The sequence below is a fragment of the Pseudomonas sp. JBR1 genome, assembly GCF_028198185.1.
Lineage (GTDB): Bacteria > Pseudomonadota > Gammaproteobacteria > Pseudomonadales > Pseudomonadaceae > Chryseomonas > Chryseomonas oryzihabitans_E.
Map to the genome: position 1 here is coordinate 4570131 of NZ_CP116340.1, position 13773 is coordinate 4583903.

Genomic DNA, 13773 nt, shown 5'->3' on the forward strand with positions numbered 1-13773 from the left:
GGGGCTTAGGCTCCGGATTTGACGATCCAATCGTAACGTACTGCCACCCGCACCTCGAAGGGCTCGGCCAGGACCCGCTCGCGACGCTTGGCGTTGACGCGCCAACCGTGGGGCGTCATGGCCAGCAGGTCTTCGCGGGTCTGGCGCTCGGCCAGCGGCAGCACGAATTCGAGCCCTTCGCTGTGGGCCAGTTCCAGCCCGGGCGGCAGATCTTGCAGGTGCTTGTCTTCGGCATAGTCACGCACCTCGTCATAGAGCCGCTGGCGCAACTCCAGCAGGTGGGCGCTGGCCGGGCCCAGGCGCAGGATGCCGCCACCGGGTGCCAGCACGCGCAGGGCCTCGGCCCAGTCGATGGGGCTGAAGACACTGGCCAGCAGCTGGCAACTGGCGTCCGGCAGCGGCAGGCGCGCCATGCTCGCCACCAGCCAGGTCAGCGCCGGGGTACGCCGGCAGGCGCGGCGCACCGCCTCGCGGGAGATGTCCAGGGCATAGCCGTCAGCGGCGGGCAGGGCCTGGGCCAGGCGTGCGGTATAGAAGCCTTCGCCACAGCCCACGTCGATCCAGCGCTGGGGCGCGCGTTCGGCAGCCAGCTGCGCCAGGCGCTCGGCCAGGGGCGCATAGTAACCGGCATCGAGAAAGCGTCGGCGTGCCTCGACCATGGCGGCGTTGTCACCCGGATCCAGGCTCTTCTTGTGCTGCACCGGCAGGAGATTCAGGTAGCCCTGGCGGGCGCGGTCGAAGCGATGGCCGGCTGGGCAGCCGACGCCACCTTCGAGTTCGGCCAGCGGTGCCTGGCAGAGCGGACAGATGAGCTTCATGCCAGCAACCGCACCAGGGTGCCGTAGTAGACCTCGGTCAGGAGGTCAAGGTCGCTGGCCAGCACGTGCTCGTCCACCTGGTGGATGGTGGCGTTGACCGGACCCAGTTCCACCACCTGGGCGCCCAGGGTAGCGATGAAGCGACCATCCGAGGTGCCGCCACTGGTTGAGGCCTCGGGGCGATAGCCGGTGACCGCCTCCACGCTGGCCGCGACGGCGTCGAGCAGGTCGCCCGGCTCGGTGAGGAAGGGCAGGCCGGACAGCGACCAGTCGATGTGCCAGTCCAGGCCATGGCGGTCGAGGATGGCCTCGACGCGGGCCTGCAGGCCTTCCACGGTGGATTCGGTGGAGAAGCGGAAGTTGAACAGCGCCTGCAGTTCGCCCGGCACCACATTACCGGCACCAGTGCCGGAGTTGAGATTGGAAATCTGGAAGCTGGTGGGCGGGAAGAAGGCGTTGCCGTCGTCCCATTGCTCGGCGGCGAGATCCGCCAGGGCCTGGGCCGCCAGGTGGATGGGATTGCGCGCCAGGTGCGGATAGGCCACATGGCCCTGCTTGCCGCGCACGGTCAGGCGGCCATTGAGCGAACCGCGGCGACCGTTCTTGACCACATCGCCCAGCAACCGGGTACTGGAGGGCTCACCGACGATGCACCAGTCCAACCGCTCGCCGCGCTCGCGCAGGCGCTCGACCACGGCGCGGGTGCCGTGCAGGGCGGGGCCTTCCTCGTCACTGGTGATCAGGAAGGCGATGGCACCGCGATGGTCGGGATGGTCGGCGACAAAGCGCTCCACGGCGATGATCATGCTCGCCAGGCTGCCCTTCATGTCGGCGGCACCACGGCCGCGCAGCATGCCGTCGGCATCCACATGGGCATTGAAGGGCGCCTGCTGCCAGGCCTCCAGCGGTCCGGTGGGCACCACGTCGGTGTGGCCGGCGAAGCACAGCACCGGACCCTCGCCGCCACGGCGCGCCCAGAAGTTGTCCACCTCCTCGAAGCGCAGGGGTTCGAGGGCGAAGCCCAGGCGCTCCAGACGCTGCATCATCAGGGCCTGGCAGCCTTCGTCCAGCGGCGTGACCGACGCTCGGCCGATCAGGTCGCAGGCGAGTTCCAGGGTGGGGGTGAGGGCGGTGGTCATGGCGGGTCCCGGGAGGCAGCTAGGGTTCAGAGGGAGCGGTATGGTAAAGGAAAACCTATACTGTGGCTTTTGTGGAAAGCTTTCATGACGTTCGATGAACAACGCTTCGGCGGGATCGCCCGGCTCTATGGGCAGGAGGCCGTCGAGCGCCTGGCCGCCAGTCACGTCGCCGTGGTCGGCATTGGCGGGGTAGGTTCCTGGGCTGCCGAAGCCCTGGCTCGCAGCGGCGTCGGTCGCATCAGCCTGTTCGATCTGGACGACGTCTGCGTCAGCAACACCAATCGCCAGGTGCACGCCCTGGAAGGGCAGGTGGGCCGGCCCAAGGTCATGGTGATGGCCGAGCGCATCCAGGCCATCAACCCGGCCTGCGAGGTGAAGGCGGTGGCGGACTTCGTCACCCGCGAGACCATGGCCGACTACATCACCGAGGATCTCGACCTGGTGCTGGACTGTATCGACAGCGTAGCCTCCAAGGCGGCGCTGATCGCCTGGTGCAAGAGACGCAAGATCGCCATCGTCACTACTGGCGGTGCGGGCGGCCAGATCGACCCCACCCAGATCCAGGTGGTGGACCTCAATCGCACCTACAACGACCCCCTGGCCTCTCGGGTGCGTTCGCTGCTGCGTCGCGACTATGGCTTCTCGCGCAATCCCAGCCGCCACTACAGCGTGCCCTGTGTCTTTTCCACCGAGCAGCTGCGCTACCCCAAGCCGGACGGCAGCGTTTGCCAGCAGAAGAGTTTCGTCGGCGAAGGCGTGCGCCTGGACTGCGCCGGCGGCTTCGGCGCGGTAATGATGGTCACCGCCACCTTTGGCATGGTCGCCGCGGCCCGGGCTGTGGACAAGCTGATCCAGAAGCCCAAGGGCTAACACTCTCGTAGGCTGGGCTGAGCGCAGCGAAGCCCAACGCTGCCCAGGTCGAGCCCGCATGTTGGGCTTCGACGATAGAGCCGTCTCAGCCCAACCTACGTCCTGAGAGCGAAGGGGCGCTTCGGTAGGTTGGGCTGAGCAGGGCGAAGCCCAACGCTGCCCAGGTCGAGCCCGCATGTTGGGCTTCGGCGATGGAGCTGCCTCAGCCCAACCTACGTCCTGAGGGCGAAGGGGCGCTTCGGTAGGTTGGCTAAGCACGGCGAAGCCCAACGCTGCCCAGGTCGAGCCCGCATGTTGGGCTTCGACGATAGAGCCGTCTTAGCCCAACCTACGTTCTGGAGGGTGATAGCGGCGTAGGGTGGACAACGGCGCAGCCTTGGCCACGCGGGATGGTGCCGGATGCCAGTGGAAAACGCTGCGCGGTTTTCCACGCTACGGGCTTCGTTTGGCTAGACCCTCTCCCCGAGGGAGAGGGGGCAGTGTCGTGCCTCACATATCCTGCGGCGTTTCCCGGGTGTGGCGGTCGTCGGCGATGTGGGGACGTGCAGCTGCGTAGGGTGGACAACGGCGCAGCCTTGTCCACGCGGGGTGGTGCCGGATGCCAGTGGAAAACGCTGCGCGGTTTTCCACGCTACGGGCTTCGTTTGGCTAGATTCTCACCCCAGCCCTCTCCCCGAGGGAGAGGGGGCAGTATCGTGCCTCACATATCCTGCGGCGTTTCCCGGGCGGGCCGGTCGTCGGCGATGGCGGGGACGTGCAGGCCGGTCTTGGCCAGTTGCTGGCCTTCCATCTGCGGCTGGGTGGTCCAGGTGAGGATGTCGTAGTAACGGCGCACGTTCTGCACGAATTCCACCGTCTCGCCGCCGCGGGCGTAGCCGTAGCGGGTCTTGCTGTACCACTGCTTTTGCGCCAGGCGCGGCAGCATCTTCTTCACGTCCAGCCAGCGATCCGGGTCCAGGCCCTGGGACTCGGCCAGGCGGCGGGCGTCGAGGATGTGGGCGATGCCGATGTTGTAGGTGGCCAGGGCGAACCAGGTGCGATCCGGTTCCTTGATGCTGTCCGGCAGGTCGTCGCGGATCTGGTCGAAGTACTTGGCACCACCGGTGATGCTCTGCTCGGGGTCCAGGCGATTGGATACCCCCATGGCCTGGGCGGTGTTGTTGGTCAGCATCATCAGCCCGCGTACCCCGGTCTTGGAGGTGGCGTCCGGCGTCCACAGCGATTCCTGGTAGCCCATGGCGGCGAGCAGGCGCCAGTCCAGCTGGTGCTTCTGCGCCACCTTGCGGAAGTGCTTCTCGTACTTGGGCAGGCGTTCCTGCAGGTGCTGGGCGAAGGTATAGGCACCGACGTAGCCGAGGACGTCGACATGGCCGTAGTAGCGCTCCTTGAGCTGCTGCAGGGTGCCGTCGCGGCGGACCTTGTCCAGGTAGGCGTTGACCGCATCGAGCAGGCTGTTGTCCTCGCCGGGTTGCAGGGCCCAGGCCTGGCCCTGGTTGTCGCCCAGGTCGAAGGCCACCCGCACGTTGGGGAAATACACCTGGTTCATGGCCAGCTCGTTGGAATCCACCAGGGTCAGGTCGATCTGGCCCTCGTCGACCATGCGCAGCAGGTCGCTGACCTCCACCTGATCGGATTCGTCGAAGGCCAGCCCCGGCACTTGGGCCTGCAGCGCCTTTAGTTGCTGGGCCTGGCTGCTGCCCTTGAGCACCAGGATGCGCTTGCCGACCATGTCCTTGGGCGTGCTGGGGCGAACGGTGCCGTTGCGATAGATGACCTGGGGCACCACGTCCAGATAGCTGCGGGAAAACTTGAGATTCTGGCGATTGACCGAGGGCGTGAGTCCGGCCGCGGCGATCACCGGCCCGTCCGGCGCGGTCAGGCGATTGAAGAGGTCGTCGAGGTTGTCGGCGGTGCTGATTTCCAGGCGCACCTTGAGGGATTCGGCGAAGCCCTTGACCAGTTCGTATTCGAAACCGGTCTCGCCGTTGCGGTCCTGGAAGTAGGTCGCCGGGCTGTTGCGCGTCACCACGCGTAGCACACCCGCCTGCTGCACCTGCTCCAGCGCGGTCGGCTTGGGCGGCACAGGCACGTCGGCCTCCCCGCAGCTCATGAGCAAGGCGAGGAAGGGCAGGGTAAGCCAGGCGAATCGCTTGAAGGCTCTATTCAAATGGGCTAGCTCGGCCATACGGCATCAAAACGGCACTGGCGCCTTGCTGACGCGCCTCATCGGTCGGCCCCTCCGGGCACTCGTTATGGTCGGGACGCTCCGCGCCACCGGTCCGGCCAAAGGCTCTATCCTGAGCCCAATGGGGAGCCGCGTCCATGGGGCGCGGCAGGCCGTAATGGCGGGCAGTATACGCGAGAAGTGGCAAAGCGCCCATTTTATACATACAAGGGTGGTGGTAAGGCTGCATGAACCCTCGTCGCCGGAAGGTGTCCCCGGCGCGCCTTTAGTCTAGAATGCACGGCCCCAAAGTGACTTGGCCCCGAGGCTGTCCCCGATGCTGATCCTGCGCGGCGCTCCCGCTCTTTCTTCGTTCCGTCACGGCAAACTTCTCGACCAGCTGACTCGCCTGGTTCCCGGTGTCTCCGGGCTCTATGCCGAGTTCGTTCATTTCGCCGAAGTCGCCGGCACCCTGAGCGCGGAGGAAGAGGGCATCCTCGGCCGACTGCTGCAATACGGCCCCAGCGTCCCCCAGCAGGAACCCAGCGGCGCGCTGTTCCTCATCGTGCCCCGCCTGGGCACCATCTCGCCCTGGTCGAGCAAGGCCACCGACATCGCCCACAACTGTGGCCTGGCGCAGATCGAGCGCCTGGAGCGCGGCGTCGCCTACTACGTCGCCGGCGAACTGGACGCCGCTGCCCACGAGCAGCTGGCCGCGGCCCTGCATGACCGCATGACCCAGCGCGTGCTGCCGACCCTGGACGCCGCCGCCGACATCTTCAGCCATGCCGCGCCCAAGCCGCTCACCGCGGTGGACGTGCTCGGCGGTGGTCACGCTGCCCTGGAGCAGGCCAATCTGGAGCTGGGCCTGGCCCTGGCCGAGGACGAGATCGACTACCTGGTCAAGAGCTTCACCGCCCTGGGGCGCAATCCCCATGACATCGAACTCATGATGTTCGCCCAGGCCAACTCCGAGCACTGCCGGCACAAGATCTTCAATGCCAGCTGGGACCTCGACGGCGAAAGCCAGGAGAAGTCCCTGTTCGGCATGATCAAGAACACCTACGAGATGAACCGCACCGGTGTGCTGTCCGCCTACAAGGACAACGCCGCGGTCATGGAAGGCTTCACCGCCGGGCGCTTCTACCCCGACGCCGAGTCCCGCGAATACGGGGCGCACAGCCAGCCCGTGCACATCCTGATGAAGGTGGAGACCCACAACCACCCGACCGCCATCGCCCCCTTCCCCGGCGCCTCCACCGGCTCCGGCGGCGAGATCCGCGACGAAGGTGCCACTGGTCGCGGCTCCAAGCCCAAGGCCGGCCTGACCGGCTTCACCGTCTCCAACCTGAACATCCCCGGTTTCGAGCAGCCCTGGGAGCAGCCCTACGGCAAGCCCGAGCGCATCGTCACCCCGCTGGACATCATGATCGAAGGCCCGCTGGGCGGCGCCGCCTTCAACAACGAATTCGGTCGTCCGGCCCTGGCCGGCTACTTCCGCACCTTCGAGCAGCAGGTCGAGACCCCGCGTGGTCCCGAGGTGCGTGGCTACCACAAGCCGATCATGCTCGCCGGCGGCCTGGGCAACATCCGCGCCGACCACGTGCAGAAGGGCGACATCTCGGTGGGCGGCAAGCTCATCGTGCTCGGTGGTCCGGCCATGCTGATCGGTCTGGGCGGCGGCGCCGCCTCGTCCATGTCCACCGGTGCCAGCTCCGCCGACCTGGATTTCGCCTCGGTGCAGCGCGAGAACCCGGAAATGGAGCGCCGCTGCCAGGAGGTCATCGACCGCTGCTGGCAGCTGGGCGAAAACAACCCCATCACCTTCATCCATGATGTAGGCGCGGGCGGCCTGTCCAACGCCTTCCCCGAATTGGTCAACGATGCCGGTCGCGGCGGCCGCTTCGAACTGCGCAACGTGCCGAACGACGAGCCAGGCATGAGCCCGCTGGAGATCTGGTGCAACGAGTCCCAGGAGCGCTACGTGCTCTCCGTGGACGCCGAGAACTTCGAGACCTTCAAGGCCATCTGCGAACGCGAGCGCTGCCCCTTCGCCGTGGTCGGCGAGGCCACCGAGGAGCGCCAGCTGACCGTGGCCGACAGCCACTTCGGCAACAACGCCGTGGACATGCCGCTGGACGTCCTGCTCGGCAAGCCGCCGCGCATGCACCGCAGCGCGACCCGTGAAGCCGAACTGGGCGACGCCTTCGACGGCGCCGGCCTGGACCTGACCGAGTCGGTCGAGCGTGTGCTGCGTCACCCGGCGGTGGCCAGCAAGAGCTTCCTGATCACCATCGGCGACCGCACCATCACCGGCCTGGTCGCCCGCGACCAGATGGTCGGCCCCTGGCAGGTCCCGGTAGCCGACTGCGCCGTGACCGCCACCAGCTTCGACGTCCACACCGGCGAAGCCATGGCCATGGGCGAGCGCACCCCGCTGGCGCTGCTCGACGCGCCCGCTTCCGGTCGCATGGCGATCGGCGAGACCATCACCAACCTGGCCGCTGCGCGCATCGAGAAGCTCGGCGACATCAAGCTCTCCGCCAACTGGATGGCCGCCGCCGGCCACCCGGGCGAAGACGCGCGCCTCTATGAAACCGTCAAGGCGGTAGGCATGGAGTTGTGCCCGGAGCTGGGCATCACCATCCCGGTCGGCAAGGACTCCATGTCCATGAAGACCCGCTGGCAGGACGGCGGCGAAGACAAGAGCGTCACCGCGCCGCTGTCGCTGGTGATCACCGGCTTCGCCCCGGTGCAGGACATCCGCCGCACCCTGACCCCCCAGCTGCGCCTGGACAAGGGCCAGACCGACCTGATCCTCATCGACCTGGGTCGTGGCCAGAATCGCCTGGGCGGCTCCATCCTCGCCCAGACCCATGGCAAGCTCGGCCAGCAGGCTCCCGACGTCGACCAGGCCGAAGACCTCAAGGCCTTCTTCGCGGTGATCCAGGGCCTCAACCAGGATGGCCTGCTGCTGGCCTACCACGACCGTTCCGATGGTGGCCTCATCACCACCGTGGTGGAGATGGCCTTTGCCGGTCACTGCGGCCTGGCCCTGCGCCTGGACGCCCTGGCCGCCGACCGTGACGAACTGACCCGCGCGCTCTTCGCCGAAGAGCTGGGCGCCGTCATCCAGGTGCCCCAGGACTTCACCCACGAGGTGCTGGCCCAGTTCAGCGCTGCCGGTCTGGAAGATTGCGTGGCGGTGATCGGTAATCCGGTCAACGGTTACGAGATCAACATCCACTACCACGACGAGCACCTGTACCGGGCCGAGCGGCGCATGCTGCAGCGCGTCTGGAGCGAAACCAGCTTCCAGATCCAGCGCCTGCGCGACAACGCCGACTGCGCCCAGCAGGAATTCGATGCCCTGCTGGAAGAGGATCATCCGGGTCTGTCGGCCAAGCTGGCCTATGATCCCAACGAGGACATCTGCGCCCCCTACATCAAGAAGGGCGTGCGGCCCCAGGTCGCCATCCTGCGCGAGCAGGGCGTCAACGGTCAGGTGGAGATGGGCGCGGCCTTCGATCGCGCCGGCTTCGCCGCCATCGACGTGCACATGAGCGACATCCTCTCCGGTCGCATCGACCTGGCGGACTTCAAGGGCGTGGTCGCCTGTGGCGGCTTCTCCTATGGCGACGTGCTCGGCGCCGGCGGTGGCTGGGCCAAGTCCATCCTGTTCAACGCCCGCGCCCGTGACGGCTTCCAGCAGTTCTTCGAGCGCACCGACACCTTTACCCTCGGCGTGTGCAACGGCTGCCAGATGGTCGCCAATCTACGTGAGCTGGTGCCCGGCAGCGAATTCTGGCCGCGCTTCGTGCGCAACCGCTCCGAGCAGTTCGAGGCGCGGGTGGCCATGGTCCAGGTGCAGGATTCGCGCTCCCTGTTCCTCGCCGGGATGGCCGGGTCGCGGCTGCCCATCGCCATCGCCCACGGCGAAGGCTTCGCCGAGTACCCGAACCAGCAGGCGCTGGTTGCCGCCGATGTCTCCGGCACCGTGGCGCTGCGCTACGTGGACGGTCACAGCAAGGTCACCGAGGCCTATCCGGCCAACCCCAACGGTTCGCCGCTGGGCATCACCGGTCTGTCCAGCCAGGACGGTCGCGTGCTGTTGATGATGCCGCACCCCGAGCGCTGCTTCCGCGCCGTGCAGAACTCCTGGATCCCGGCCGACTGGCAGGGCGAGGACGGCGGCTGGATGCGCCTGTTCCGCAACGCGCGGGTCTGGGTGGACTGAGTCCACGGCTTGCGCCTGACGAAACCCGCGCCTCGGCGCGGGTTTCGTCTTTCTGGGAAGGGATTAAGCTGAAGGGACCGTCCAGCGTCTCCGGAGTCTTCGATGTTCAAGCTGTGTTTCTATGTCCCCGACTCGCACCTTGATGCCGTCAAGCAGGCGATCTTTGCTGTCGGCGGTGGCCGCATCGGGCTCTATGACAGTTGCTGCTGGCAGGTCCAGGGCCTCGGTCAGTTCCGCCCGTTGCCAGGCAGCCAACCGCACCTGGGCGAGCAGGGCAGTCTCGAACAGCTAACGGAATGGCGAGTGGAGCTGGTACTGGGCGATGAACAGGTCGCCCGCCAGGCCGTGGCGGCGCTCAAGGAGGTGCATCCCTATGAAACGCCGGCCTACGACGTGGTGCAGATGCTGGATTTCTAGCCGTCAGGGATAGCCGAGAACGGTCTTGATCCGTGCAAGCTCACGCTCGACCCAGCGTGGATCCACCGCGCCCCAATCGCGAATCTCGTAGCCGCCGGCGTTGTTGCGCGCGCCGTCGCCCTGCACGAACTGACAGTCTATATCCAGATCGGCCAGGGCCAGCAGGGTGTCCTGGGCCGTACGCCGCGGCATGCCGGTGGCGGCCATCAGCGCGGGTACGCTGGTGGCGGTGCCGCTGGCCACCAGCCAGGCCACATAGAGCCGGCGATAGAAGCTGGTCTTGGTCTTGCTCACGTCCATGTCATTGATCCTGCAGAGCTCAAGGCATCGATATTGGGATAGTGGAGGGAAGATCTAGGGCTCGCGGAGCGAGTCGCACAAAGGCGTGTTGTTCGTCAGGCCCGGATTACGCTCAGCTAGCGTCTCTCAAGGCGCCAAGCTGATCCAGTAGCCTGGGCAGGTCATCCCGGATGATGCTCCAGAGGATGTCGTCATCGATACCCAAGTAGCCATGGATCAGTCGATTGTGCGTCGCTATGACCTGTCGCCAGGAAATATCCGGGTTACCCTCGCGCACGACCGCTGGAATGCGCGTCGCCGCTTCGCCGATCAATTCGAGATTACGAAGCGTCGCATCATAGACCAGGGTATTGGTCGAGAAGGTGGTCCTGTCCAAACCTTCGCAATAGGTAACGGCTTTCTCGGCGAAGTCGATCATGTCTTCGATATAGAACGTTCAGAGGCGCTCATCAGACATGGATAGCGTCTCTTTCGATCAGCGGACGCAACTCGCGGCGCAATGCCTTTTCGGTCACCAGATCGACGGGGCGGCCCAACTGATCCTCAAGGTGGAATTGCACGCCGAAGTAACGCTCCGAGGTGGCTGGTCCGTCGAAGTCGACCAGGATATCGATGTCACTGTCGGCTTTGGCCATCCCTCGCGAAGCCGAACCGAACAGGGCGAGCGAGACCAGTCCGAAGCGCGCCGCCAGATAAGGTTTGCTGAGACGAAGCTTGGCCAGGATGACGTCGCGTTCCAGGGTCTTGTCCTCGACAGAGGGTGGTCAGTGCAGTCTGGCATGGATCAGCAGGGGCTTCCAACTCGGTACCAGCCTGCCGAAGCCGAAACAGCGGGGTGATTAATGGCGATCCTCACCACTACAGCCCTCGCAGCTCTGGTAACGGCTGATCGACATCCATAGATGAAAACGCCGCAGTCGTCTCCGACTGCGGCGTCTGCTTTACAGCGTCGCGATGCGCTGCCGCTGTTCCACCATCTTGGCCAGGGCCTGCTCGGCTTCGGCCAGTTTGGCGCGCTCCTTCTCCAGCACCTCGGCCGGGGCCTTGGCGACGAAGCCTTCGTTGGCCAGCTTGCCGCCGACGCGCTTGACCTCGCCCTCCAGGCGGCCGATCTCCTTGTCCAGGCGCGTAAGTTCCGCGTCCTTGTCGATCAGCCCGGCCATGGGTACCAGCACTTCCATCTCGCCCACCAGGGTGGTGGCGGACATCGGTGCTTCCTCGCCGGCGGCCAGGACGCGGACCGATTCCAGCTTGGCCAGCTTGTTCAGCAGCGGCTCGAAGTCGGCCAGGCGACGCTGGTCCTCGGCGCTGGTGTTGGCTACGATGATGTCGATGCGCTTGGCCATGGAGATTTTCATCTCGCCACGGATCTGCCGCACGCCCAGCATCAGCGCCTTGACCCACTCGATGTCGCCTTCGGCGGCAGCATCGATGCGCGCCTCGTTGGCCACCGGCCAGGGTTGCAGCATCAGGGTCTCGCCCTGGACACCGGCCGGCGCCTTGAGGCGCTGCCAGATTTCCTCGGTGATGAAGGGCATGAAGGGATGCGCCAGGCGCAGCACCACTTCCAGGACCCGCGCCAGGGTGCGGCGGGTGCCACGCTGACGCTCGATGGAGGCGTTCTCGTCCCACAGCACCGGCTTGACCAGTTCCAGGTACCAGGCGCAGTACTCGTCCCAGACGAATTCATAGAGGGCCTGGGTAGCCAGGTCGAAGCGGAAGGCGTCGAGCTGACGGGTCACCTCGGCCTCGGTGCGCTGCAGCTGGGAGATGATCCAGCGATCCACCGAGGAGAGCTCCACGGGTTCGTCGTTGACGCCGGTGTCCTGGCCTTCTACGTTCTCCATGACGAAGTTCGCCGCGTTCCACAGTTTGTTGCAGAAGTTGCGATAGCCCTCGACGCGACCCATGTCGAACTTTACGTCGCGGCCGGTGGTGGCCAGGGAGCAGAAGGTGAATCTCAGGGCGTCGGTGCCGTAGCTGGCGATGCCATCCGGGAATTCGGCGCGGGTCTGCTTGGCGATCTTCTCGGCCAGCTTAGGCTGCATCAGGCCACTGGTGCGCTTCTGCAGCAGGGTCTCCAGGTCGATGCCGTCGACGATGTCCAGCGGATCGAGCACGTTGCCCTTGGACTTGGACATCTTCTGGCCCTGGCCATCGCGGACCAGGCCGTGGACGTAGACGGTCTTGAAGGGGATCTGCCCGGTCAGGTGGGTGGACAGCATGATCATCCGGGCGACCCAGAAGAAGATGATGTCGAAGCCGGTGACCAGCACGTCGGTGGGATGGAAGGTCTTCAGCGCCTCGGTCTGCTCGGGCCAGCCCAGGGTGGAGAAGGTCCAGAGACCGGAGCTGAACCAGGTATCCAGGACGTCATCGTCCTGGCGCAGGGCGATGTCACCGAGGTCGTGCTTGGCGCGTACCTCGGCTTCGTCACGGCCGACATAGACGTTGCCGGCCTGGTCGTACCAGGCGGGAATGCGGTGGCCCCACCAGAGCTGGCGGCTGATGCACCAGTCCTGGATGTCGCGCATCCAGCTGAAGTACATGTTCTCGTACTGCTTGGGCACGAACTGCACCTCGCCGCTCTCGACCACGCCAATGGCCTTCTCGGCCAGGGGCTTGGTGGAGACGTACCACTGGTCGGTCAGCCAGGGCTCGATCACGGTGCCGGAACGGTCGCCCTTGGGCACCTTGAGGGCGTGGTCCTCGATCTTCTCCAGGCGGCCGGCGGCGTCCAGGTCGGCGACGATACGCTTGCGCGCCTCGAAGCGGTCCAGGCCGGCGTAGGCCTCGGGCAGGGTGGCGTCGAACATGCCGTTGACGCTGCCGTCCAGGTTGAACACCTGGGCACCGGGCAGGATGGCCGCGTCGGCATCGAAGACGTTGATCAGCGGCAGGTTGTGGCGCTTGCCGACTTCATAGTCGTTGAAATCGTGGGCCGGAGTGATCTTGACGCAGCCGGTGCCGAATTCGGGGTCGCAATAGTCGTCGCCGACGATGGGGATGCGGCGGCCCACCAGGGGCAGTTCGACGTACTGGCCGATCAGATCCTTGTAGCGTGGATCTTCCGGATGCACGGCCACGGCGGCATCGCCCAGCAGGGTCTCGGGGCGGGTGGTGGCGACCACCAGGTGATCCATGCCTTCGGCGGTGCGGGCGCCGTCCGCCAGGGGATAGCGCAGGTGCCAGAGGTGGCCCTTCTCGTCATGGCTTTCCACTTCCAGGTCGGAAATGGCGGTGTGCAGCTTGGTGTCCCAGTTGACCAGGCGCTTGCCGCGATAGATCAGGCCGTCCTCGTGCAGGCGTACGAAGGCTTCCTTGACCGCCTCGGAGAGGCCGTCGTCCATGGTGAAGCGTTCGCGCGACCAGTCCACCGAGGAGCCCAGGCGGCGGATCTGCCGGCTGATGTTGCCACCCGATTCGTTCTTCCATTCCCAGACCTTTTCCAGGAATTTTTCTCGGCCCAGGTCATGGCGCGACAGGCCCTCGGCACCGATGCGGCGCTCCACCAGCATCTGGGTGGCGATGCCGGCGTGGTCGGTGCCCGGCTGCCAGAGGGTGTTGCGACCCTGCATGCGGCGGAAGCGGATCAGGGCATCCATGATGGCGTTGTTGAAGCCATGGCCCATGTGCAGGCTGCCGGTCACGTTCGGCGGCGGGATCATGATGGTGTAGGGCTCGCCCGACCCCTGGGGCGCGAAGTAGCCCTGGCGTTCCCAGGTCTGGTACCAGGAGGTTTCGATGGCGTGCGGCTGGTAGGTCTTGTCCATGGAGGGGGCTTTTGTCGCTGGAAGAGGAAAGCCTCCGAGTATAGCGACTCCAGCC

Annotated in this window: 10 protein-coding genes; 3 read left to right on the forward strand and 7 right to left on the reverse strand. The window is 65.9% G+C overall.

From position 1 onward, the window contains the following. Positions 1-5: 5 nt before the first annotated feature. Both PJ259_RS21155 and dapE read right to left on the reverse strand, forming a co-directional pair. Positions 6-818 carry a putative RNA methyltransferase gene (locus PJ259_RS21155; protein WP_271654075.1) on the reverse strand — a complete coding sequence of 271 codons (813 nt, stop codon included), beginning with the start codon at positions 816-818 and terminating at the stop codon, positions 6-8. Next, positions 815-1957 carry a succinyl-diaminopimelate desuccinylase gene (gene dapE, locus PJ259_RS21160; RefSeq protein ID WP_017641148.1) on the reverse strand — a complete coding sequence of 381 codons (1143 nt, stop codon included), beginning with the start codon at positions 1955-1957 and terminating at the stop codon, positions 815-817. The genes PJ259_RS21155 and dapE overlap by 4 nt, the downstream gene beginning before the upstream one ends. An 84-nt stretch (positions 1958-2041) precedes the next feature. Between dapE and tcdA the strand changes: the two genes are divergently transcribed. Continuing rightward, positions 2042-2827 (forward strand): tRNA cyclic N6-threonylcarbamoyladenosine(37) synthase TcdA, encoded by a 786-nt coding sequence (tcdA, locus tag PJ259_RS21165; RefSeq protein WP_271654076.1) that lies wholly within the window; start codon positions 2042-2044, stop codon positions 2825-2827. A gap of 700 nt (positions 2828-3527) precedes the next feature. Here the strand turns inward: tcdA and mltF are convergent. Further along, on the reverse strand, positions 3528-5012 hold the full coding sequence (gene mltF, locus PJ259_RS21170) for a membrane-bound lytic murein transglycosylase MltF (RefSeq protein ID WP_059313848.1): 1485 nt from the start codon (positions 5010-5012) through the stop codon (positions 3528-3530). Positions 5013-5328: 316 nt separating this feature from the next. On the opposite strand from mltF, the gene purL reads away from it, so the two are divergent. Next, positions 5329-9228 (forward strand): phosphoribosylformylglycinamidine synthase, encoded by a 3900-nt coding sequence (gene purL / locus PJ259_RS21175; RefSeq protein ID WP_271654077.1) that lies wholly within the window; start codon positions 5329-5331, stop codon positions 9226-9228. 102 nt (positions 9229-9330) lie between these two features. Continuing rightward, a complete protein-coding gene (locus PJ259_RS21180; RefSeq protein ID WP_271654078.1) occupies positions 9331-9645 on the forward strand; it encodes an NGG1p interacting factor NIF3 in 315 nt (104 codons plus the stop codon). A gap of 3 nt (positions 9646-9648) precedes the next feature. Here PJ259_RS21180 and PJ259_RS21185 read toward each other — a convergent pair whose 3' ends face one another. The 4 genes from PJ259_RS21185 to PJ259_RS21200 form a co-directional block, all read right to left on the reverse strand. Beyond that, positions 9649-9945, reverse strand: coding sequence for a winged helix-turn-helix domain-containing protein (locus tag PJ259_RS21185; protein ID WP_059313851.1), 297 nt, complete (start codon positions 9943-9945; stop codon positions 9649-9651). Positions 9946-10057: 112 nt separating this feature from the next. After that, the gene (locus PJ259_RS21190; protein ID WP_271654079.1) at positions 10058-10363 is read right to left on the reverse strand and encodes a HepT-like ribonuclease domain-containing protein; all 306 of its coding nucleotides are present in this window, start codon (positions 10361-10363) and stop codon (positions 10058-10060) included. A 31-nt stretch (positions 10364-10394) separates the two neighbouring features. After that, positions 10395-10685 (reverse strand): nucleotidyltransferase family protein, encoded by a 291-nt coding sequence (locus PJ259_RS21195; RefSeq protein ID WP_333909682.1) that lies wholly within the window; start codon positions 10683-10685, stop codon positions 10395-10397. 201 nt (positions 10686-10886) lie between these two features. Next, entirely contained in the window at positions 10887-13718 is a 2832-nt protein-coding gene (locus PJ259_RS21200; RefSeq protein ID WP_271654080.1) for a valine--tRNA ligase, read from the reverse strand. Positions 13719-13773: the final 55 nt, after the last annotated feature.